This window comes from Citrobacter sp. Cf118 (genome assembly GCF_030334095.1).
In the GTDB taxonomy this organism is placed as follows: Bacteria; Pseudomonadota; Gammaproteobacteria; order Enterobacterales; family Enterobacteriaceae; genus Citrobacter; species Citrobacter freundii.
The window spans coordinates 341,048-363,102 of the sequence record NZ_JAOWES010000087.1 but is presented as its reverse complement, the minus strand read 5'-3'; the positions used below and the strand labels follow the sequence as shown (position 1 = coordinate 363,102).

24 protein-coding genes are annotated in these 22,055 nt (G+C 51.6%); 7 read left to right on the top strand and 17 right to left on the bottom strand.

What is annotated here, in order from left to right; all coding sequences use genetic code 11:
• The gene (locus tag OGX67_RS16990) at positions 1–237 is read right to left on the bottom strand and encodes a DUF1656 domain-containing protein (RefSeq protein ID WP_268044077.1); all 237 of its coding nucleotides are present in this window, start codon (positions 235–237) and stop codon (positions 1–3) included.
• Between the two features lie 192 nt (positions 238–429).
• On the opposite strand from OGX67_RS16990, the gene slyA reads away from it, so the two are divergent.
• On the top strand, positions 430–870 hold the full coding sequence (gene slyA / locus OGX67_RS16985; RefSeq protein ID WP_019076732.1) for a transcriptional regulator SlyA: 441 nt from the start codon (positions 430–432) through the stop codon (positions 868–870).
• Between the two features lie 46 nt (positions 871–916).
• Here slyA and slyB read toward each other — a convergent pair whose 3' ends face one another.
• The gene (gene slyB, locus OGX67_RS16980; RefSeq protein WP_003029175.1) at positions 917–1,384 is read right to left on the bottom strand and encodes an outer membrane lipoprotein SlyB; all 468 of its coding nucleotides are present in this window, start codon (positions 1,382–1,384) and stop codon (positions 917–919) included.
• Positions 1,385–1,658: 274 nt separating this feature from the next.
• On the opposite strand from slyB, the gene anmK reads away from it, so the two are divergent.
• From anmK to pdxY, 5 genes are all read left to right on the top strand, one after another.
• Positions 1,659–2,780, top strand: a complete 1,122-nt coding sequence (gene anmK, locus OGX67_RS16975) for an anhydro-N-acetylmuramic acid kinase (RefSeq protein WP_071697168.1) — start codon at positions 1,659–1,661, stop codon at positions 2,778–2,780.
• Positions 2,781–2,867: 87 nt separating this feature from the next.
• The gene (mliC, locus tag OGX67_RS16970) at positions 2,868–3,197 is read left to right on the top strand and encodes a C-type lysozyme inhibitor (protein ID WP_003029170.1); all 330 of its coding nucleotides are present in this window, start codon (positions 2,868–2,870) and stop codon (positions 3,195–3,197) included.
• A 59-nt stretch (positions 3,198–3,256) separates the two neighbouring features.
• On the top strand, positions 3,257–3,913 hold the full coding sequence (pdxH, locus tag OGX67_RS16965; protein ID WP_003029169.1) for a pyridoxamine 5'-phosphate oxidase: 657 nt from the start codon (positions 3,257–3,259) through the stop codon (positions 3,911–3,913).
• 126 nt (positions 3,914–4,039) lie between these two features.
• Positions 4,040–5,314 (top strand): tyrosine--tRNA ligase, encoded by a 1,275-nt coding sequence (gene tyrS, locus OGX67_RS16960; RefSeq protein WP_003029168.1) that lies wholly within the window; start codon positions 4,040–4,042, stop codon positions 5,312–5,314.
• A gap of 64 nt (positions 5,315–5,378) precedes the next feature.
• On the top strand, positions 5,379–6,239 hold the full coding sequence (gene pdxY / locus OGX67_RS16955) for a pyridoxal kinase PdxY (protein ID WP_003843540.1): 861 nt from the start codon (positions 5,379–5,381) through the stop codon (positions 6,237–6,239).
• Positions 6,240–6,322: 83 nt separating this feature from the next.
• Here the strand turns inward: pdxY and gstA are convergent, their stop codons facing one another.
• The 12 genes from gstA to blr form a co-directional block, all read right to left on the bottom strand.
• Entirely contained in the window at positions 6,323–6,928 is a 606-nt protein-coding gene (gstA, locus tag OGX67_RS16950) for a glutathione transferase GstA (protein WP_003029164.1), read from the bottom strand.
• A gap of 104 nt (positions 6,929–7,032) precedes the next feature.
• A complete protein-coding gene (gene dtpA, locus OGX67_RS16945) occupies positions 7,033–8,538 on the bottom strand; it encodes a dipeptide/tripeptide permease DtpA (protein ID WP_003029162.1) in 1,506 nt (501 codons plus the stop codon).
• 609 nt (positions 8,539–9,147) lie between these two features.
• Positions 9,148–9,783 (bottom strand): endonuclease III, encoded by a 636-nt coding sequence (gene nth / locus OGX67_RS16940; RefSeq protein ID WP_003029161.1) that lies wholly within the window; start codon positions 9,781–9,783, stop codon positions 9,148–9,150.
• Positions 9,780–10,475 carry an electron transport complex subunit E gene (locus OGX67_RS16935; protein ID WP_032949225.1) on the bottom strand — a complete coding sequence of 232 codons (696 nt, stop codon included), beginning with the start codon at positions 10,473–10,475 and terminating at the stop codon, positions 9,780–9,782. The genes nth and OGX67_RS16935 overlap by 4 nt, the downstream gene beginning before the upstream one ends.
• A gap of 3 nt (positions 10,476–10,478) precedes the next feature.
• Positions 10,479–11,099 carry an electron transport complex subunit RsxG gene (gene rsxG / locus OGX67_RS16930; protein ID WP_003029155.1) on the bottom strand — a complete coding sequence of 207 codons (621 nt, stop codon included), beginning with the start codon at positions 11,097–11,099 and terminating at the stop codon, positions 10,479–10,481.
• Between the two features lie 9 nt (positions 11,100–11,108).
• Entirely contained in the window at positions 11,109–12,161 is a 1,053-nt protein-coding gene (rsxD, locus tag OGX67_RS16925; protein ID WP_257651461.1) for an electron transport complex subunit RsxD, read from the bottom strand.
• Entirely contained in the window at positions 12,162–14,279 is a 2,118-nt protein-coding gene (gene rsxC, locus OGX67_RS16920) for an electron transport complex subunit RsxC (RefSeq protein WP_268044086.1), read from the bottom strand.
• Complete coding sequence (rsxB, locus tag OGX67_RS16915) at positions 14,272–14,850, bottom strand: electron transport complex subunit RsxB (protein ID WP_003029148.1); 579 nt, start codon at positions 14,848–14,850, stop codon at positions 14,272–14,274. Before rsxB ends, rsxC begins: the two co-directional genes overlap by 8 nt.
• Complete coding sequence (rsxA, locus tag OGX67_RS16910) at positions 14,850–15,431, bottom strand: electron transport complex subunit RsxA (protein WP_003029144.1); 582 nt, start codon at positions 15,429–15,431, stop codon at positions 14,850–14,852. The genes rsxB and rsxA overlap by 1 nt, the downstream gene beginning before the upstream one ends.
• Positions 15,432–15,507: 76 nt before the next feature.
• Complete coding sequence (locus tag OGX67_RS16905; RefSeq protein ID WP_003832803.1) at positions 15,508–15,948, bottom strand: DUF2569 domain-containing protein; 441 nt, start codon at positions 15,946–15,948, stop codon at positions 15,508–15,510.
• A 91-nt stretch (positions 15,949–16,039) separates the two neighbouring features.
• A complete protein-coding gene (ydgT, locus tag OGX67_RS16900) occupies positions 16,040–16,255 on the bottom strand; it encodes a transcription modulator YdgT (RefSeq protein ID WP_003029138.1) in 216 nt (71 codons plus the stop codon).
• A 291-nt stretch (positions 16,256–16,546) separates the two neighbouring features.
• The gene (blr, locus tag OGX67_RS16895; protein WP_003029134.1) at positions 16,547–16,672 is read right to left on the bottom strand and encodes a division septum protein Blr; all 126 of its coding nucleotides are present in this window, start codon (positions 16,670–16,672) and stop codon (positions 16,547–16,549) included.
• Positions 16,673–16,912: 240 nt separating this feature from the next.
• On the opposite strand from blr, the gene OGX67_RS16890 reads away from it, so the two are divergent.
• On the top strand, positions 16,913–17,953 hold the full coding sequence (locus OGX67_RS16890; RefSeq protein WP_257651463.1) for an oxidoreductase: 1,041 nt from the start codon (positions 16,913–16,915) through the stop codon (positions 17,951–17,953).
• Between the two features lie 101 nt (positions 17,954–18,054).
• Here OGX67_RS16890 and add read toward each other — a convergent pair whose 3' ends face one another.
• The 3 genes from add to malX all read right to left on the bottom strand — a co-directional run bounded on the left by add (position 18,055) and on the right by malX (position 21,932).
• Positions 18,055–19,056, bottom strand: coding sequence for an adenosine deaminase (gene add, locus OGX67_RS16885; protein ID WP_003843551.1), 1,002 nt, complete (start codon positions 19,054–19,056; stop codon positions 18,055–18,057).
• A 100-nt stretch (positions 19,057–19,156) separates the two neighbouring features.
• Positions 19,157–20,329: a MalY/PatB family protein gene (locus OGX67_RS16880; RefSeq protein ID WP_257651464.1), complete on the bottom strand. Its 1,173-nt coding sequence runs from the start codon at positions 20,327–20,329 to the stop codon at positions 19,157–19,159.
• A gap of 10 nt (positions 20,330–20,339) precedes the next feature.
• Positions 20,340–21,932, bottom strand: coding sequence for a maltose/glucose-specific PTS transporter subunit IIBC (malX, locus tag OGX67_RS16875; RefSeq protein ID WP_003843555.1), 1,593 nt, complete (start codon positions 21,930–21,932; stop codon positions 20,340–20,342).
• Between the last annotated feature and the right edge of the window lie 123 nt (positions 21,933–22,055).

Genomic DNA, 22,055 nt, shown 5'->3' with positions numbered 1-22,055 from the left:
TCACCACGCTATCAGCATAACAAAGGCCAGACATACGCAAAGCGTAAAGAGTGACAGATCCATTAACAAGGGATGCCAGATTTCGCCAGAGTAAATCCAGTCGCGCAGTAGGCGATGAACAACCAGCCAGAGAATAAATCCTGCTACAATCGCCTTGAAAACAGGAGGGAAGTAGATAGATGCGCCGATCATTAAATCTTGTAGGGGCAATCCTGTTGCATTAAACATAAACTTCACGGGCAAAATCCTTGGCGGAAGAGAGCATTGCTATAGGTTTAGCAAAAAAGAGACAATGAGTCTCCGTAACGCATAATGTCTGAAAAAATGTCAGCCGGTAAGCAAATTTGGCAATACATTTGTTTTGGGAATACAAATGCTGCACACTATTCTAAAATCAGTACAATAACTTAGCAAGCTAATTATAAGGAGATGAAATTGGAATCGCCATTAGGTTCTGATCTGGCACGGTTGGTGCGCATTTGGCGTGCTCTGATTGACCATCGCCTGAAACCTCTGGAGTTGACGCAGACGCATTGGGTTACGCTGCACAACATTCATCAGTTGCCGCCGGATCAATCGCAGATTCAGTTGGCTAAAGCGATTGGCATCGAGCAGCCTTCGTTGGTACGTACGCTTGACCAGTTAGAGGAAAAGGGACTCATTTCACGACAGACTTGCGCCAGCGATCGCCGGGCAAAGAGAATTAAACTGACAGAAAAAGCAGAGCCGCTGATCGCTGATATGGAAGCGGTTATCAACAAGACGCGTGGAGAAATTTTGGAAGGGATTTCAGCTGAGGAAATTGATCTGCTGATTAAACTGGTCGCCAGGCTGGAACACAATATTATTGAGCTGCAGTCACAGGGCTGAAGCAAAAAATGACGTGTGGCCAGGGTCTGACCACACGTGAATTTGATTAGCGTGGAGACACGGTAACCTGGCTGCCGTTGTTAGCCATAACAACGCGCTGGCCGGCTGAAAACTTGGTCGCACCCTGTTTCTGAACCACCATGATGGTATTACCATCATCCTTACGGATTTCCAGTTCCACACCCTGGGTTTTATTCATCGCACCTTGTACGCCTTGACCCGCTACGCCACCGGCAACTGCGCCTGCAGCCGTCGCTAATGAACGACCCGTACCACCGCCGACGGTGTTACCGAGGAACCCGCCGAGTACCGCACCACCAATAGCACCAATCACGTTTGCGTCATCGCCACCCTGGATTTGCACCGGACGAACATGAACAATCGTACCGTAGGTAACGTTCTGAACTTGTTTCGCTTCGGATGCGGTATACACGTCACCTGAAAGGCTATCATTGTTAACGCAACCCGCTAAAGATACGCCCATTAATGAAACAATCAGCACACGTTTAATCATTTACAAATCTCCTTTGTCACCACGAAACGCTAATAAAGCACCCTTCATGGTTAAATTATATGGCATTTGTGAGCCTAAGGTCACATGTTCTACTGGAACAATATGAAAATCTTAACCGAAATCGGATCAACCGAGTATAAACGAATCATTCATGTAATTGATGTAATTAAACGATCATTGTAATGATTAGCCACCAAAAATCATTAAGCAAGCATGGCATTAGTCGACACTTTATGGTTGAGTGTCAAGGCTAATTTGCTTAAAAGGATGACCTATGAAATCGGGCCGTTTTATCGGTGTAATGTCTGGAACCAGCCTTGATGGCGTCGATGTTGTGCTGGCGACAATAGATGAAACGATGGTTGCGCAGCAGGCGAGTCTGACCTGGCCCATCCCCATTCATGTTAAACAAGCGATTCTGGATATCTGCCAGGGGCAGCAGCTTACACTTTCTCAGTTTGGTCAGTTGGACGCACAACTCGGTTATTTATTTGCTGAGGCAGTGAATGCGTTATTGGCGCAAGAAAAATTGAAACCGCAGGATATCGTTGCGATTGGTTGCCACGGGCAAACCGTGTGGCATGAACCTAACGGTGCTGCGCCACACACGCTGCAAATTGGCGATAACAACCAGATTGTTGCGCGTACAGGGATAACCGTAGTCGGCGATTTTCGTCGACGTGATATCGCCCTTGGCGGGCAGGGTGCTCCGCTCGTTCCCGCGTTTCATCAGGCACTGCTGGCACATCCAACGGAACGGCGGATGGTGTTAAACATCGGCGGGATTGCCAATCTGTCTCTGCTTATTCCGCAACAACCCGTTCGCGGATACGACACCGGGCCGGGCAATATGCTGATGGATGCCTGGATCTGGCGGCAATGCGGTCAACCTTACGACAAAGATGCGCAGTGGGCCATTTCGGGAAGGGTTATCCTGCCGTTACTGCAAAATATGCTTAACGACCCTTATTTCTCCGCGCCTGCGCCGAAAAGCACTGGTCGTGAGTATTTCAATTATGGCTGGATAGAACGTCATCTGGTGCAGTTCCCGGGGATTAGTCCACGGGATGTGCAGGCGACGCTTGCCGAACTGACCGCGGTGACCATTTCAGAGCAGGTCTTGCTAAGTGGCGGCTGTGAACGGCTCATGGTCTGCGGTGGAGGAAGCCGTAATCCGCTGCTGATGATGCGTCTGGCGGCACTATTGCCGGGAACAGAGGTCACCTCAACGGATGAAGCCGGGATCAGCGGCGATGATATGGAAGCGTTAGCCTTTGCCTGGCTGGCGTGGCGGACACTGGCCGGATTACCTGGAAATCTGCCTTCCGTGACTGGCGCATCAGAGCCGAGCGTTTTAGGGGCTATTTATCCTGCTAATCCACGAACTCAGAGTTAACTGAAATTATTCAGCACTGTATGCCGGTAAACTAGGGATATTAGGGAGGGTTCCATTACCCTCCGGGACCAGGAAAGTCTTCAGGATATGGCTATGAAAAAACTATTGTTAGTGTGTCTGCCGGTACTGCTTAGCGGGTGTAGCGTATACAACCAATTTGTTGAGCGTATGCAAACGGATACGCTCGAATACCGCTGCGACGAAAAACCGCTTACCGTCAAGCTGAACAATACCCGCCAGACGGCAAGCTTTGTTTATGATAATCAGCTATTGAACCTCAAACAGGGCGTGTCGGCATCAGGTGCGCGCTATACCGATGGGATCTACGTTTTCTGGTCTAAAGGCGACGAGGCAACGGTCTATAAACGAGACAGAATTGTGCTAAATAACTGTCAGTTACAGAACCCGAAGCGTTGAGATTTTCACCTGGGCGGCGCACAATAGCGTCACCCACTGACAATCCGTAGCCCAACATCATGTCTGATAACGACGAATTGCAGCAAATCGCGCATCTGCGCCGTGAATACACGAAAGGCGGTCTTCGCCGCCGCGATCTTCCCGCCGAACCCCTTGCGCTGTTTGAGCGCTGGCTGGGGCAAGCCTGTGACGCCAAACTGGCCGATCCCACCGCGATGGTCGTTGCGACCGTCGATGAAAATGGCCAGCCGTATCAGCGTATCGTGTTACTCAAACATTATGATGACAAAGGGCTGGTGTTCTATACCAACCTTGGCAGCCGTAAGGCGCATCAGATCGAGAAAAATCCACGCATCAGCCTTTTATTTCCCTGGCATACGCTGGAACGGCAGGTGATGGTGATCGGCAAGGCTGAGCGTCTCTCCACGTTAGAAGTAGTGAAATACTTCCACAGTCGCCCACGCGATAGCCAGATTGGCGCCTGGGTCTCTAAGCAATCCAGCCGGATCTCAGCTCGTGGTATTCTTGAAAGTAAATTTCTCGAGTTGAAGCAGAAGTTTCAGCAAGGAGAAGTTCCGCTGCCAAGTTTCTGGGGCGGCTTTCGCGTGAGTATTGAGCAAATGGAGTTCTGGCAAGGTGGTGAAAACCGCTTACACGATCGTTTTTTATACCAACGCGAAGATAACGCGTGGAAAATTGATCGCCTGGCCCCCTAAAGATGCAAATTTCTTGTTTTAAGCGCTGGTGCTGATCAATCCGGCGCTTTATTCTATGTTTCTTTCGCATCAGGCGAAAAGTCGTGTACCGGCAAAGGTGCAGTCGTTTTATACATGGAGATTTTGATGGCAAGCAGTAACTTGATTAAACAATTGCAAGAGCGGGGGCTGGTGGCCCAGGTGACGGACGAGGAAGCGTTAGCAGAGCGACTGGCGCAAGGCCCGATCGCGCTCTATTGCGGCTTCGATCCTACCGCTGACAGCTTGCATTTGGGGCATCTGGTTCCATTGTTATGCCTGAAACGCTTCCAGCAGGCAGGCCATAAGCCTGTCGCACTGGTAGGTGGCGCAACCGGTCTGATTGGTGACCCGAGCTTTAAAGCCGCCGAGCGTAAACTGAATACCGAAGACACTGTGCAGGAGTGGGTGGATAAAATCCGCAAACAGGTTGCACCGTTCCTCGATTTCGACTGTGGCGACAACTCGGCGATTGCTGCGAACAACTACGACTGGTTTGGCGGTATGAACGTACTGACTTTCCTGCGTGATATCGGCAAACACTTCTCCGTTAACCAGATGATCAACAAAGAAGCGGTTAAGCAGCGTCTGAACCGTGACGATCAGGGGATCTCCTTTACCGAGTTTTCTTACAACCTGCTGCAGGGTTATGACTTTGCCTGCCTGAATAAGCTGCACGGCGTGGCACTGCAGATTGGTGGTTCTGACCAGTGGGGTAACATTACTTCGGGTATCGATTTGACCCGTCGTCTGCACCAGAATCAGGTGTTTGGTCTGACCGTACCACTGATTACTAAAGCTGATGGCACCAAATTCGGTAAGACGGAAGGCGGCGCAGTGTGGCTGGATCCGAAGAAAACCAGTCCGTACAAATTCTACCAGTTCTGGATCAACACCGCCGATGCGGACGTTTATCGCTTCCTGAAATTCTTCACTTTCATGGATATTGAAGAGATCAATGCGCTGGAAGAAGAAGATAAAAACAGCGGTAAAGCGCCGCGTGCCCAGTATGTTCTGGCCGAACAGGTTACGCGTCTGGTTCACGGTGAAGAAGGTCTGGTCGCGGCAAAACGCATTACCGAAAGCTTGTTCAATGGCAATCTCAGCGATTTGAGTGAAGCAGATTTCGAACAGTTGGCGCAGGATGGCGTGCCGATGATCGAGATGGACAAAGGTGCCGATTTGATGCAGGCGCTGGTAGACTCCGAGCTGCAACCTTCTCGCGGTCAGGCCCGTAAGACCATTGCGTCTAACGCGGTGACCATCAACGGTGAGAAGCAGTCCGATCCGGAATATTTCTTCCAGGAGAGTGATATCCTGTTCGGGCGCTATACCTTACTGCGCCGTGGCAAGAAGAACTATTGTCTGATTTGCTGGAAGTAAGATTGCGTTAGCAGGGGCGTGGGAAACTACGCCCCTTTATTTTTTCAGGGTTGTGGTAAGTAAAATGAAGAATATCCTCGCCATCCAGTCCCACGTTGTTTTTGGCCATGCGGGCAACAGTGCAGCAGAATTTCCGATGCGTCGTCTTGGCGCAAACGTCTGGCCGTTGAATACCGTCCAGTTTTCAAACCACACGCAGTATGGCAAATGGACCGGTTGTGTTATGCCGCCGAGCCACCTGACTGAAATTGTCCAGGGCATTGCTGATATTGATAAACTCCAGACCTGTGACGCAGTACTGAGCGGCTATCTTGGCTCAGCTGAACAGGGCGAGCATATTCTGGGTATTGTACGTAAAGTAAAAGCGGCCAACCCGCAGGCAAAATACTTTTGCGATCCGGTGATGGGACACCCTGAAAAGGGATGTATCGTAGCTCCGGGTGTGGCGGAATTTCATGTTCGTCATGCGCTTCCAGCTAGTGACATTATTGCCCCGAATTTGGTTGAGCTCGAAATTCTGTGTGAGCATGCGGTGAACAATGTTGATGAGGCTGTTGCGGCGGCGCGTGAACTGATCGCTCAGGGACCCGAAATTGTACTGGTGAAGCATCTGGCACGCGCAGGTATTAGCACCGACCGTTTCGAGATGCTGTTGGTCACCGCTGAACAGGCGTGGCATATCAGTCGCCCGCTGGTCGATTTTGGCGCACGTCAACCGGTTGGTGTGGGTGATGTTACCAGTGGCTTGTTGCTGGTGAAACTGTTGCAGGGCGCGTCTTTACAGCAGGCGCTTGAGCATGTGACTGCGGCAGTGTACGAAGTGATGATCGCCACTAAAGAGATGCACGAGTATGAGCTGCAGGTGGTGGCCGCGCAGGATCGCATCGCGAAGCCTGAGCACTACTTCAGCGCAACGCAGCTGTAATCAATGCCCGATGGCGTTCACGCTTATCGGGCATATTTTTAGCTGTAGGCCGGGCAAGCGCAAGCACCACCCGGCAACAACAATTAATTTAACCCTTCTGCTTTAAGCGCCGCGGCAACCGCCGGGCGTTCAGCCATGCGCGCCATATACGCGTCAATATGGCTTAATCCTGCCATATTCAGCTTAACCGCATAGGCCCAACGCAGTACGGTAAACAGGTAGGCATCGGCGATGCTGAAGCGCGGGCCGCAGATCCATTGGTTATCTTTTAGCGAGTCGTTCACATACTGCATTTTTTTCTCCAGCAGCGCGCGAACGGTTGGCTTGAAGTCTTCCGGCGTATCGGGACGGAAAAGTGGCGTAAAGCCTTTATGCAATTCTGTCGCAATGTAGTTAAGCCATTCGATGGTTTTGTAACGGGAGAGGCTGCTGGTAGGGGCAAGGAGCTGACGGTCTGGCACGCTGTCCGCCAGGTATTGCATGATGGCGACACCTTCGGTAAGTAGCGTACCGTCATCCAGCAGCAGTGCGGGAACTTGCCCTTTTGGGTTTACCGCGAAAAAATCATCGCCATTTTCCAGACGTTTCTTCATCAGATCAACACCATCCAGCGTGAAATCTTTACCGCTCTCACGAAGTGTGATGTGGGAAGCAAGAGAACAAGCGCCCGGTTTGTAGAACAGTTTCATCGGTAACTCCTTTTGGCTGAGGTATATCGTATGGTAGTGCTACCTCATGCAAAAAAAAAGCCGCTAACAACAGTTAGCGGCCTGAAAATGAGTTTCCCTGAGAATTACGCTGTCGCGGCCTTAGCGGCTTTCTCATCGGCTTCGTCATCCTGAGTCATACGGTTCAGTTTCGGAGCCGTCAGCAGCATCAGAACAGCGATAACAGCCGTCGCAACACCAATCTGCAGGAACACACGACCGTAGACTTCAAGGGACATCAGCGGGTCAGTCACATTCTCTGGTACAGCCATCATGTTAGCGACGTAGCCACCGATGATGTTTGCACCGGCAGTGGTCAGGAACCAGCTACCCATGATGAAGCCCATCAGGCGTTGCGGAACCAGCTGTGCCACCATTGCCAGACCCAGACCGGAGATCATCAGCTCACCGATACTTTGCAGGCCATAGCAGATAATCAGCCAGTTAACGGAAACGATGCCCGCATCGGTAGCGAATTTCGCGCCCAGCGGCAGGATCAGGAATGCACCGGAACACAGCACCATACCAATCGCAAACTTGGTCGGCATCGGCAGGGTATCGCCCATCTTGTTATAGATAGCGGCGAGGATTGGGCTACCAATGATGATCCAGAAGGGGTTCAGCGCCTGGTACTGTTCAGGTTCGAAAGCAATGCCAAGAATAGAGTGCTCAACGTTACGAATCGCAAAGAAGTTCAGTGAGGTCGGCATCTGGCTGTACAGCACGAAGAAGATAATCGCTTCCAGCATCAGAATGAAGGCGACGATCATTTTACGACGTGCAGCGCCTTTCATGGTGAAGGCTTCTTTACCGAAGATAAACACGATACCGATAGCAATTACACCCAGAACCATACGTGCGATCTGCTGGTTGTGAAGCAGCCAGGTCGCAATCGCGATCAGAACCACAACGCCAACGATAGTCAGCAGCAGGTTACGGAAGTTGATTGGTTCAAAGTCAGGTTTAGAACCGTATTGTTTAACCCAGCGCTGACAGAATGCGAAGTTAACAACGGTAATCAGCATACCCACGACGCTCAGCGCGAACGCAGTGCTCCAGCCGTAACGCGCAGCTAACCATGGCGTTGCCAGCATAGAGAAGAATGAACCGATGTTGACGGACATGTAGTACATGGTAAATGCACCATCAAGACGCGGGTCATCTTTGGCATAGCAGGTAGAGAGCAGGGAGGATGGGTTTGCTTTAAACAGGCCGTTACCGACCGCGATAGCCGCCATGCCCATATAAACGATACCCGCATCGTGACCGGACCATGCTACCAACGCATAACCGATGGCCAGGACAACGGCACCCAGCATAATGACACGTTTTGTTCCCAGAACTTTATCACCTAACCAGCCGCCAATGGCAACCAGACCGTACACCAGGGCGCTAAAGGACGAGAAAAGGGTGATGGAATCCGCTTCTGACATACCCAGCTGTTTAACCAGGTAGACGGCCATAATCCCTTGCAGGCCGTAATAACCAAAACGTTCCCACAGCTCAATAGAGAAAATGAGATAGAACGCTTTTGGTTGTTTGAAGGCGTTTAAACTTACGCTTTCTGTTGGTTTATTGTTTGCAGTAGACACTTTTACCTCTTTTTTTACATCCCATATCAACGGGGGTGTTCAGGTACGTGATGAGTCAAGTTCATCCGTCCGATTGTTATAGTGGGAGGGGAAACGGCAAGTAATGTTCACTATCTTGACCATTCAGACAAGTGGTTTGTAATAATCTGTTACATATATCATGGCTGGTGAAATCGTCGGGGCTGCGAAATGTTATCTAGCGTTAAATTTCTTCATTTGTAAAATGGCAGATTTTTACACTGTTTAATCACCGCTAAAACAGCAATGTGGCGATATGTTCTGCTAATTAAGGTTGAATCCAGTGATATAGGCCATTATCTGAAAAATAGGCAGTGTAATGTTTTGTTTATAAACTGTGCAGTTAGGTCATCTAATTGTCACCTTAACTAAAAAATAAAAACTTATTAACATTGTGTTGGCTGGATGATCTGGATCACGTATAGATAGAAATTTCTTTTGCTAAAAAAACGATTAACCTGCTCAGGTGTTAATTAACAAGAATATTGCATTAGATTTGAGCAATTGAATGGCATCATTGTCGGGAAAAGAAACATTGGGGAGTGCATAACTAAACGTTATGTATGGGGCAAAGAGGATGCCCCGGCAGCATTAGATATCGACTTTCTCTTTGAATTCGCAGAGATCTTCGATGATACAGGAACCACAACGTGGCTTTCTGGCGATGCAGGTGTAGCGGCCATGAAGAATCAACCAGTGGTGGCAATCGACTTTAAATTCACTGGGTACGACTTTCAGTAGCTTCTCTTCTACCTGCTCGACGTTTTTACCTGGGGCGAATTGTGTCCGGTTACATACCCGGAAAATGTGGGTATCTACGGCAATAGTGGGCCAGCCAAAGGCGGTATTTAACACCACATTTGCTGTCTTTCGCCCAACGCCGGGGAGAGCTTCTAACGCAGCACGGTCTTCAGGCACTTCACCATTATGTTGTTCCAGCAGAATGCGGCAGGTTTTAATTACGTTTTCCGCTTTGCTGTTAAACAAACCGATTGTCTTGATGTAGGACTTAACACCTTCAACTCCGAGCTCCAGCATCGCAGCAGGCGTATTGGCGACGGGGTATAGTTTAGCCGTCGCTTTATTGACGCTGACATCGGTGGCCTGAGCGGATAGCAAGACCGAAATCAGCAGTTCAAACGGCGATGTAAAATTAAGCTCGGTTGTCGGATGCGGGTTGTTATCCCGCAGGCGAGTCAGTATTTCCAGACGTTTTGCTTTGTTCATGAGACATTCCCTGTTTCACCAGCCGGACTATCTGCGACAGCCGCTTCGGCACGACGTTTCTTCATTCTCTCATCAATCAGATACTTAACTGCCAGCATCAAGCCCAGACCAATAAACGCGCCTGGTGGCAGCATGGCCAGCAGAAACGGCGTATCAGTATGGAAGATCTCAACGCGCAATACTTTGGCCCAGCTACCCAACAAACCGTCTGCGCCATCAAACAGTGTACCGTTACCAATTATTTCACGCAGCGAGCCCAGAACAAACATGGCGCCGGTCGCCCCCATACCGATGGAAAAACCATCGAGTGCGGATAATGCAGGGCCTTTTTTGGCGGCGAAGGCTTCTGCGCGGCCAACCACAATACAGTTGGTCACAATCAGCGGGATAAAGATGCCCAGAGACTGATACAGGCCAAAGGCATAGGCATTGATCAGCATCTGCACCGCACTCACCACGGAGGCGATGATCATGACATAAATTGGAATACGGATTTCAGGCGGAGTCCAGCGACGAAGGGCCGAAATCGTAAGGTTGGTCAGCGTCAGAACGAGCGTCGTCGCGAGCCCCAGTCCCAGCGCGTTAGTGGCGGTAGAGGTAACAGCCAACAGCGGACACATCCCGAGTAGCTGCACAAGCGCGGAGTTATTTTTCCATAACCCCTGGACTATAACGTCTTTAATTTCGCTCATGGTTTATTCTCCACAGGCGCTAAGTTGAGGAAGCTGCGCGGGTAGCGTCTGCGCATACAAACCGGCGCGTTTTACTGCGTTCACTACCGCCCGCGGCGTAATGGTTGCACCAGTAAACTGGTCAAAGTCGCCGCCGTCTTTTTTCACAGCCCAGTGGGCATCGTTACCCGTAGCGATCGTTTTGCCGCTAAAGTGGGTGATCCAGTCGGACAGTCGCAGTTCGATTTTATCGCCCAGTCCCGGGGTTTCATGATGTTCGGTTACCCGCGTACCCAACACGGTACCCGTAAAATCGACACCGACCAGCAGTTGAATCGCCCCGGAATACCCATCTGGCGCCGTAGCTTCAAGAATTGCTGCAACGGGACGGTCGTCCTGGCGGGCAATATACACGCGGTGAGTACCTTTGCCCAATGCCTGCGCATTGACCAGATAACAGCTCTCAGACAAGTTATTATTGTAGCGATCGCCAGGTAGCACCTGATCGAACAGTGCTTTTTGCTGCAGCGCGGCCTGTTCATCAATGGTGGACTTGGTTAATTGATTGATTGCCGCGGTTAATCCCGTTGAACCAGCAGCAAACAGTGCCAGCGTAATACCGTGTTTACGAATCGTTTTCAGCATTGGGAGTCCTTAGCGATGTCCGTACACGCGAGGGCGGGTATAATAATCAATCAGGGGAACCGTGATATTTGCCAGTAATACAGAAAAGGCTACACCGTCAGGATAACCGCCAAAACTGCGAATCAACCATACTAACAACCCCGCAAGTGCGCCAAAAATCAGGCGGCCGCGGTTAGTTGTCGAGGCCGTAACGGGGTCGGTAAGAATAAAAAATGCACCCAGCATGGTTGCGCCGGAAAGCAGGTGTAACTGAGGAGACGCGAGTGACTCAGGTGAGAACAACCATCCCAGAGTGGCGCAAACGGCGAGCGACAGCAGGAAGCTAACCGGGATATGCCAGCGAATCGCCCCCTGCCATAACAGAACGATACCACCCGCCAGCCAGGCAAGATTAACCCACTGCCAGCCCGCGCCTGCCAGCACACCGCTGTAAATCGGGTATTGCATCACCTGTTCAACGGTATGCCCGGCATGCAGTGATGTCTTAAAGGTATCGAGAGGCGTTGCCTGGCTGATACCATCAATGCCCATACGCAGTGTATTCATATCCCCACCGCTGACGGTATGGCCGCTAAGGATAACGTTCAGCGCGTCAAAGAACCCAGGCACTGTAGCCGCAATTTCGTGCGGCGGCAGCCAACTGGTCATCTGTACTGGAAATGAGATTAGCAGCACGACGTAACCAATCATGGCAGGGTTAAACGGGTTCTGACCGAGACCGCCATACAGCTGTTTCGCAATGATAACCGCGAATACCGTGCCCAATACCACCATCCACCAGGGGGCGAGCGGGGGAATACTCACGGCCAGCAGCAACCCGGTGAGTAACGCAGAGTTGTCTTTTAAAATCGGCACAATGGGTTGTTTACGCAGTTTAAGCACGCCCGCTTCGGCGGCGATAGCGCTGATGGCGGCCAGAACTATCTGGAACAACGTACCCCAGCCGAAGAACCACAGCTGTGCGGCGATCCCCGGCAATGCCGCAAGTAACACCAACATCATGATACGTGATGTCTGGCGCTGGTTATGGGTATAAGGGGAGCTTGCTATTCTGAATACCATTTATTCCTCGTTAACAACCTGCTGCTGTGCGGCTTTCTTTGCCTGAGCGCGTGCGATAGCGGCCGCGACGGCGGCTTTACGTGGATCAACCGGCTCGGCTGTTTCCGTTACCACTTGCTGCTCGAGCTTGCGGGCCTTGGCGCGGGCAATGGCCGCTTCCACGGCGGCTTTACGTGGATCAACCGGCTCGGCTGTTTCCGTTACCACTTGCTGCTCGAGCTTGCGGGCCTTGGCGCGGGCAATGGCCGCTTCTACGGCGGCTTTACGCGGATCAACCGATTCGGCTGTTTCCGGTACCGCCTGCTGCTCGAGCTTGCGGGCTTTGGCGCGGGCGATGGCCGCTTCCACGGCGGCTTTGCGTGGATCAACCGGCTCGGCTGTTTCCGGTACAGCCTGCTGTTCGAGCTTGCGGGCTTTGGCGCGAGCAATTGCCGCTTCGACGGCAGCTTTACGCGGATCTGTACCCGTGCTGCTGCCTTCACTTTGCGGCGAATTTTCCTTACGGGAAGCACGAGCTTGCGCCTTACGCGCCTCGCGTGCGGCAATCACTGCGCTATTGTCAGGTTTTTCACCTGCCTGAATTACTACCGGCTGCAGCGCCTGAGCCTGTTTTTCTTTTACGCGAGCCAGCGCGGCGGCAATGGCATCATGGTCTTTGGCCGCCGGTTGAGCAGCGGCGCTCTTATGGCGTTCAAGACGCGCTGCTTTTTCACGTTCAAGGCGCGCCTGTCGGGCTTCAAACCGTGCTTTCGCTTCAGCGGCTCGTTTTTCTTCCTGGCTAATGGCGTAAATCTCGGCTTTTTCCTGGCGGAAATACTGCACCAACGGAATATTGCTTGGGCATACCCAGGCGCAGGCACCGCATTCAATGCAGTCGGCGATATTGTGGGCCGTTGCTTTGTCGTGCTGTTGCCCTTTACTGAACCAATAAAGCTGTTGTGGCAGGAGATCCGCCGGACAGGCATCGGCGCATGCGCTACAGCGAATGCAGCCTTTCTCTTCCGGCGTTTCACCCATTTCACTGGCAGAGGGGGCCAGAAGACAGTTGGTAATCTTCACCACCGGGACTTCCAGCCATGGCAACGTAAACCCCATCAGCGGTCCGCCCATAATCACCATCTGGTCGGCGGAAGGGCAGAAGCCCGCGTCGTTGAGCAGATGACGAACCGGCGTGCCCAAACGCGCCCAGACGTTGCCAGGACGGCTGACGGCCTCACCGGTAAGCGTCACGACACGTTCGGTGATCGGCTCACCGTCAATTACTGCACGTTTAATTGCATAGGCGGTTCCGACGTTTTGCATCAATACGCCGATATCTGAGGAGCGTCCACCGTGGGGAACCTGCTTGCCAGTCAGGATTTGTGTTAACTGTTTAGCCCCGCCGGAAGGGTACTTAGTGGGGATCACGCGCAAACTGATGTCGTGTGAATCAGCCAGCACCGCGCGCAGCATAGATATTGCCTGCGGCTTGTTATCTTCTATGCCGAGGAGGATCTCGCGTGGCTGAAGAATGTGCGCCAGGATGCGGATCCCTTCGACGACCTGCGCCGCACAGTCCTGCATCAGGCGGTCATCTGCTGTAATGTACGGCTCGCATTCAGCGGCGTTAATGATCAGCGTTTCAATTTTATCTCCGCCGCCCTGCAGTTTAACGCCGGTGGGAAAACCTGCGCCACCCAGCCCGGCGACGCCGAACTGATGAATACGCGCAATCAGCTCTTCCCGGCTGTGGGAGCGGTAATCGGTCCAGCCGTCTCGCTCAATCCAGCGGTCTTCGCCATCGGCGTCTATGATAACGCTCAACTCAGCCAGTGCCGAAGGATGTGCGGTGGAGTGCTGGGCAATGGCAACCACGGTACCTGATGTTGGCGCATGGACTGGAAGCATTTTGCCACGCCCGCGGGTTAATGCCTGACCACGCAGCACGGTGTCACCCACGTTTACGCACAGTTCACCCTCCGCACCAATATGTTGTTTCAGCGGAATAACAAAACGCGGTGCCAGCGGAACCTGTCGCAACGGTGTTCCGTTTGACTGGGTTTTCATTTCTGGTGGATGAATGCCACCATCAAAGTCCCAGATTTTATTTTTTCTGAATGCAGAGAATAACTTAAACATGTTGTTCCACGGGAATGATGCGCACAGGGATGGTGTTTAAATCCCATTTCCAGCTATCGGGTGTCTCGGCTACCGGGCGTAATTCAATGCATTGCGTCGGGCACGGGTCAACACACAGGTTGCACCCAGTGCAGAGATCGCTCATTACCGTGTGCATGGCGCGGGTCGCGCCCACGATCGCATCGACCGGGCAGGCCTGAATACACTTAGTGCACCCGATACAGTTATTTTCATCAATGACCGCCAGCATACGCACCGGCGTAACGTCTTGTTCATCACCATCAATAGGCTGCGGATCGACGTTCAGCAGGGCGGCAATTTTTAACATCACCGCTTCGCCACCGGGGGCGCAACGGTTAATTTTTTCACCCTGAGAGCCGATCGCTTCAGCGTAAGGATGACAGCCCGGATAGCCGCACTGCCCACACTGGCTTTGCGGGAGAATTTCATCAATTTTCTCCACGACCGGATCATCTTCAACGGCAAAACGTCGTGAGGCGTACCCCAAAATAGCGCCGAACGCCAGACCCAGTACACTCACTGCGGCAACGGCAATCCAGATAGCATTCATTACAACTTCACCAAACCACTAAAGCCCATAAAGGCCAATGACATTAAACCAGCGGTAATCAGCGCAATCGCATTCCCGCGAAACGGCGCTGGGACGTCCGCCACGGCGAGGCGTTCGCGGATCGCGGCGAACAGTACCATCACCAGTGAGAAGCCGACGGCGGCGGAAAAACCGTATAGCGCCGACTGTAAAAAGTTATGGCCGAGGTTGATGTTCAGCAGCGCCACACCTAACACTGCGCAGTTAGTCGTGATCAGCGGTAGGAAGATCCCCAGCAGGCGGTACAGCGCAGGGCTGGTTTTGCGCACAACCATTTCGGTAAACTGCACGACGACGGCGATAACCAGAATAAAAGCCAGCGTGCGCAGATAGATGAGATTGAGCGGGATTAGGATCCAGGTATCAATCAGCCATGCGCAGATGGATGCCAGTGTCATGACAAACGTCGTGGCAAGGCCCATACCCATTGCGGTTTCCAGTTTTTTGGAAACGCCCATAAACGGGCAGAGGCCCAGAAACTTGACCAGTACAAAGTTATTGACCAGTACAGTTCCGACAAACAGCAGCAGGTAATCAGTCATTTTTCGGCCTGAAATAAAAAAGCCGCCTATTATCTGACAATCTACAACAGGCGACAACAGGTTAACTGTAGGGTTATTACGGGTTCACAAACGTCGATTTAACGCGCTGCGATCGCTTGAAGTAGGGCACCAACAGTGCTGCGGCCAGTAATGGGAACAGCAGTTGGCGCACGGCAAAAGCGTCTGGGACGGGTGAAAATGCAAACGCTTTAATCGCCAGCAACACGGAGATCAGCAGCCACAGAATGTAATGCTTGGGCACACAGGCTCTGCGTTTGAAAAACGCAATTGTCAGCCACAGTGTGTAATACCACATGGCGATCGCGGTAACAAAGGAGACGCCCCATAACAGCAAATTTGCTGTACTTTGCTCACCCAGCGTTTTGAAGGTTTGCGGTGTTGCCAGCGCAGTGACATAAAGTAATAACGCCAGCGAAGCGCTCAACAACGCGACTAACAGCCAGGCCAGTGGCCCAAGTAGCCAGCCTCCGATACGTTGTGCCGGTGTGGTAGTCATCTCTTCTCCAGTTTTACGCGCGCAATCAATCATGCCATTCATTTTGGGGCAATTATTATAAAGCTTTTAACGTTGAGCGCTACTTTCTTCTCTATTGCACGTAATGCCAGACTGATTTAGGTACCTGACCAACATCAAACAGACGGCCTCCGGATATAAGCTCCGCACGGCGATGGTCTGCGGCACGGTACATATTGATCATGTCGCTATCGTCGGTGAGCGTGTAGTTTAAATGGTCGAAAAGTTTTTCCAGACTTTCGAGTGAGCTGATTTTGCGGAATTTTAATAAGTAATCCTGAACAGTCATAAATGCAGATCCATATTAATAAAATAATACCAACGGAGTAGAAAATATAAAAATAAACAACGTGCACAGGTAAAAGCGCATTTACGTGCAAATGTAAGAAGAGTGTTCATACCTGTGAAAAAGCAGGCGCTATGCGCGTCTTCGGCAAGGGTAACGCGCATAGCGATCGCTGGCAATATGCAGCGGAACGGGATGCGGCATAATTCACTTTTTTTGACAGAAAGCGATCTTTTACCGGCAAACCCTGCAACTACCAATGTTAATTGCCGGGCAATAAAAGGTTGCGGATGCTTATTTCTTCTGCACTGCCGCAACGGGCTCTGGTGGCTGGTAATTGTCAATATGATTGGCAACACCCAGCAGGATCACGGAGACGGCGAGAACAATCCAACCTGTTAATTCAATAAGACGATTCATTACTGATGACATTTGCTTTGATTTATCCATAAACACAGGCTGCAAATGTTACTAATCTCTCATTAATACAGCAAGATGGTTGGGAACGATTTCTCCCTCTTTTTCGCTGCAAGTTAAGCATAAGTGGCATATGTTTGACTTAAGTTAAAAACAACCTTTGTAGCGCGAAGGTTATTAAACTATTGAGACGTTGCAAGGTATGGTGTGAAATAGGTCAGTCCTGAATTGAGAGGCAATAACATGAGTGACAACATCCGCGTTGGGCTAATTGGCTATGGTTATGCCAGTAAAACCTTCCATGCCCCCCTGATTGTGGGCACGCCGGGCCTGGAACTGGCTGCAGTTTCCAGTAGTGATGAAGCAAAAGTGAAGGCAGACTGGCCTACGGTGGCGGTTGTTGCTGAGCCTAAGCATCTTTTTAACGATCCAAATATCGACCTGATTGTGATCCCCACGCCTAATGACACACACTTTCCATTAGCGAAAGCTGCGCTGGAAGCGGGCAAACATGTGATTGTTGATAAGCCTTTTACTGTGACACTGTCACAAGCTCGTGAGCTGGATACGCTGGCGCGCAGCCTCGGGCGCGTGCTGTCTGTGTTCCATAACCGTCGCTGGGACAGTGATTTTCTGACGCTGAAAGCTCTGCTGGCGGATGGTGTTTTGGGAGAGGTGGCGTATTTCGAATCCCATTTCGATCGTTTCCGCCCGCAGGTTCGTGACCGTTGGCGTGAACAGGGCGGTCCGGGAAGCGGTATCTGGTACGATTTAGCACCGCATCTTTTGGATCAGGCGATTAATCTGTTTGGTTTGCCCGTCAGCCTGACGGTAGACCTGGCCCAGTTGCGTCCGGGCGCGCAGGCGACGGATTACTTCCATGCCATCCTGACGTATCCGCAGCGTCGTGTGATCCTGCATGGCACCATGCTCGCTGCCGCAGAATCGGCCCGTTATATTGTGCACGGATCGCGTGGCAGCTATGTGAAATATGGTCTTGACCCGCAGGAAGAGCGCCTGAAAAATGGCGAGCGACTGCCACAGGAAGACTGGGGTTATGATATGCGCGATGGCGTTTTGACGCGAATAGAAGGCGAAGAGCAGGTTGAAGAAACCTGGCTTACTGTACCAGGCAACTATCCGGCGTACTATGCTGGCATTCGTGATGCGCTAAACGGTAACGGTGAAAACCCGGTACCGGCGAGACAGGCTATCCAAATTATGGAGCTGATTGAGCTGGGTATCGAATCTGCGAAACATCGTTCGACGCTGTGCCTTGCTTGATTGGACTAATGCCGGATGGAGATGCTCAGGCATTTTATCCGGCCTACAATGAAAACCAACGTAGGCCGGATAAGCGTTAGCGCCATTCAGCACTTTACCCGTTACGCTGCGCCGACTTTTTCGCGCAAGGCTCGTTTTTCTTCGTTACTCAGGAATGCCATTTCCAGACCGTTGATTTGCGCCTGGCGGATCTGTTCGCGCGTTAGGCCTGCAGCTGGTGCGGCAATGGTGTACTCGTGAATAATATCCACACCCTGAACAGCCGGGTCGTCCGTATTCAAACTGGCAATAACGCCATGCTCAAGGAACGTTTTCAGCGGATGGTTCGCTAGTGAGGCAACGGTGCTGGTCTGAATGTTTGATGTCAGGCAGGATTCGATGCCGATACGATGCTCGGCGAGGTAATCCATCAACGCACGATCTTCAACGGCTTTAACGCCGTGACCAATACGCTCAGCGCCCAGCTCTTTAATGGCCTGCCAGATGCTTTCTGGTCCCGCGGCTTCGCCCGCATGCACGGTAATATGCCAGCCGGCGTCGCGTGCCTGGTTGAAATGGGACAGGAACAGACTGCCAGGGAATCCCAGTTCGTCACCGGCTAGATCCAGTGCCGTAATATGATCTCGGTGGGCTAACAGCGCATCCAGTTCCTGCAGACAGGCGGCTTCGCCAAAAGTACGGCTCATAATGCCAATTAAGCGTGCTTCGACGCCAAAGGTCTTGCAGCCCTCGCGCACGCCTGCGATGACGGCTTCAACCACACCTGCCACCGGGAGTTGATGCGCCATCGCCATATAGCCTGGTGAAAAACGTAATTCTACATAGTGCAGACCGTTACGTGCTGCATCCTCAATATTTTCAAATGCCACGCGGCGACAGGCATCCAGCGAGGCCAGTACCTTCACGCCCCAGTCGAGCTTGGATAAAAAACTCACTAAATCTGGCTCAGTGGATGTCACTTGCACATGAGGGATCAGCGTTTCCAACGTTTGTGCCGGGAGCGTTAAATTGAACTGACGACCCAGATCCAGAATCGTTTGGGCACGGATGTTACCATCAAGGTGGCGATGGACGTCGGTCAAGGGGAGGGAAGTATCAATCATGGTCGCACTCGTGTATTTAGGTAAAGTGCGTCGTATTATAAGAAAAAATCGGGATAAAAATCTATGTTGCGCAATGAATAATTTCATTGCGCAAACTTTATTAGCGTACAGAACGTATGCCGTTAATCAACCCCTGAACGCCTTTTTCAAGTTTGGAGCTTGGACATCCGGCATTCAGGCGCACAAAACCGCGTCCTTCTTCGCCGTATGTGTATCCGGGCATGATGGCGACTTTCTGCTGGTGGATGAGCGCTTCCTGCAATGCGTGGTCATCAATGTTGAGCGGACGCAGGTCAATCCATGCCAGATAGGTGGATTGCGGAACCTGCCAGTTCAGTTCGGGGAATGCGGCATTAAGCTCGCGGGCGACGTAATGCAAATTGCTGGTAAGGTAATCCCGCAGCGCATCAAGCCAGCTTGCTCCCTGATGATAGGCGGCAATATGTGCGCTCAGCGCGAGCACTGCTGGTGAGGAAAGACCATCGCGACCTTTTAATGCGCTGAGATAATCGTTACGGCTTTGAGCGTCTTCAATAATTCCGTAAGCCCCGGTCAGTGCCGGAATATTAAAACTTTTTGAGCCGGAAGTGAGCAGCGCCCAGCTGTCACGCGCGACATTACTCCACGGGATATGTGGGTGATCCCCCCATACCATATCCATATGGATCTCATCGGAAATAACTTTTACACCATGGCGCTGACACAGTTCTGCCATGGTTTCCAGCTCATCACGCGTCCACACTTTGCCCGTCGGATTTTGTGGGCTACAGAGCAGAAGAATTTTGCTCTCTGGACGAGACAGGGCATTCTCCAGCGCGGCCATGTCGCAGTACCAACCGTCAGTGCGTTTTTCCAGTTCGACAGCGCGCACCACGCGCTGATTACCTTCAATTGCTTTGTAAAACGCGTCGTACGCCGGCGTATGAATCACCACCGCATCACCCGCAGAAGACCACTGGCGGATCAGCTCCGATACCATATAGATGACCGAGGGGCCATAAACCAGCGACTGAGGATCGATTTGGGTATTATGACGCGATAGAAACCAGTGACTAATCGCCGCAAGAAATTCATCATTTTTCCAGCGACTGTAACCCAACACGCCATGTGACAGGCGCTGAGTCAGCGCCTCCAGAATACAGGGTGCGGTGGCAAAATCCATATCGGAGATGGTGAACGGCAGCAGGTCGGCTGAACCAAAACGGTCGGCAACGTAATCCCACTGAGTACACCAGGTACCATGCCTGTCCACAACCTTTGAAAAATCAAACATATCATTGTCCTTAAGCTTGTACGGTGTTCATCAGAACTGCGATCTCGTCTTTCACTGACTGGACCTGTGGGCCAATAACGACCTGAAGATTATGCTGATTGAGTTGCACTACGCCAATGGCGCGATTGTCCTTCAGTGCCTGTACATTCACAAGAGACATATCCTTCACTGACAAACGCAGACGGGTAATGCAGTTATCCAGGCTGACGATGTTTTCCGCACCGCCAAGTGCCGCCAGAATGGCAGGGACGTTGTAACCGGATTTACCCGGCGCTCCAGCCATTACTTTTTCGATATTGCTGGCAATTTCGACGTCCCGACCCGGTGTCTTCAAATTGAAGCGTGTGATGGCGAAACGGAAGATGACGTAGTACACCGCGAACCAGATCGCCGCTACAACAGGGACCAGATACCACTTGGTAGAGAGTCCATGCAGGATACCGAACACCACGAAGTCAATCAGGTTACCGTCGGTGTTACCGATGGTGACGCCAAGCACTGCCATCACAGTGAAGCCAAGACCGGTCAGCAGGGCGTGGATCACATACAGAACTGGGGCAACGAACAGGAATAAGAACTCAAGGGGCTCGGTGGTACCGCCGATCACACAGGCAATAAGACCGGAAATTAATAACCCTTTAATTTTATGACGATTTTCAGGGCGAGCACAGTGGTACATTGCGAGCGCTGCCCCCGGTAAACCACCGAGGAACGCAGGCATTTTGCCCTGCGACAGGAAGCGGGTTGCGCTTTCAGAGAAACCTTGTGTTGTCGGGCAGCTCAGTTGGGCCTGGAAAATAGTCAGTGCGCCGCTCACGCTGTGACCGCAGACTTCTTGCGTGCCGCCAGCCTCGGTGAAGCGAATGAGCGCCACCAGAATATGATGCAGACCAAACGGCAGCAGCAGACGTTCACCGGTACCAAACAGCATTGGGCCAAATTCTCCCGCGCTGTTGATGATGTGGCCGAGCCCGGTAATGCCCATGGCGAAAACCGGCCAGATCAGGGGAATAACCAGCCCGACCAGCCCCATCACCACCGAGGAGATGATAGGCACAAAGCGGGTGCCGCCGAAGAAAGCCAGCGCATCCGGCAGACGAATGTTGTGGAAACGTTCATGCAGCATCCAGACGATGATCCCGGCAATAACAGCACCGAGGATCCCAGTATCGATCGACTGGATCCCCAGGATATTCTGCACGTTGTTGGCCTTCAGGATCGCGGCATCCGTGGTAGGTAAGATACCTTTCGCGGTTAACCAGAAGTTGACGGCAAGGTTCATGACCGCATAACCAACAAAACCGGCAAATGCCGCTACACCTTTGTTCTCGCGAGCAAGGCCGAGAGGTATGGCAATACAGAACATCACCGGTAAGAAACTAAACGCAAATGAGCCTACTTTGCTCATCCAGGTAAAGATGGCCTGCAGTACCGGATTACCCAATGCCGGGATCAGTGTTAAGACATCATGGCTGCTTAACGAGCTGCCGATCCCCAACATGATCCCGCAAAATGAAAGTAGCGCTACGGGGAGCATAAAAGTTTTGCCCAACTGCTGGAAAAATTCCCATAACGTTATTTTTGGTGTGGTTCTCGTCGTCATCAAACGACTCCTCGTAAAAGCTAGCTGACTAATGATGGCGAGAAGATAAAACGTTTTACCTAATTTTAGTGCGGTATAAATCACATTATCGAACGATAATAGGGCGTATAAATATAAGTGATT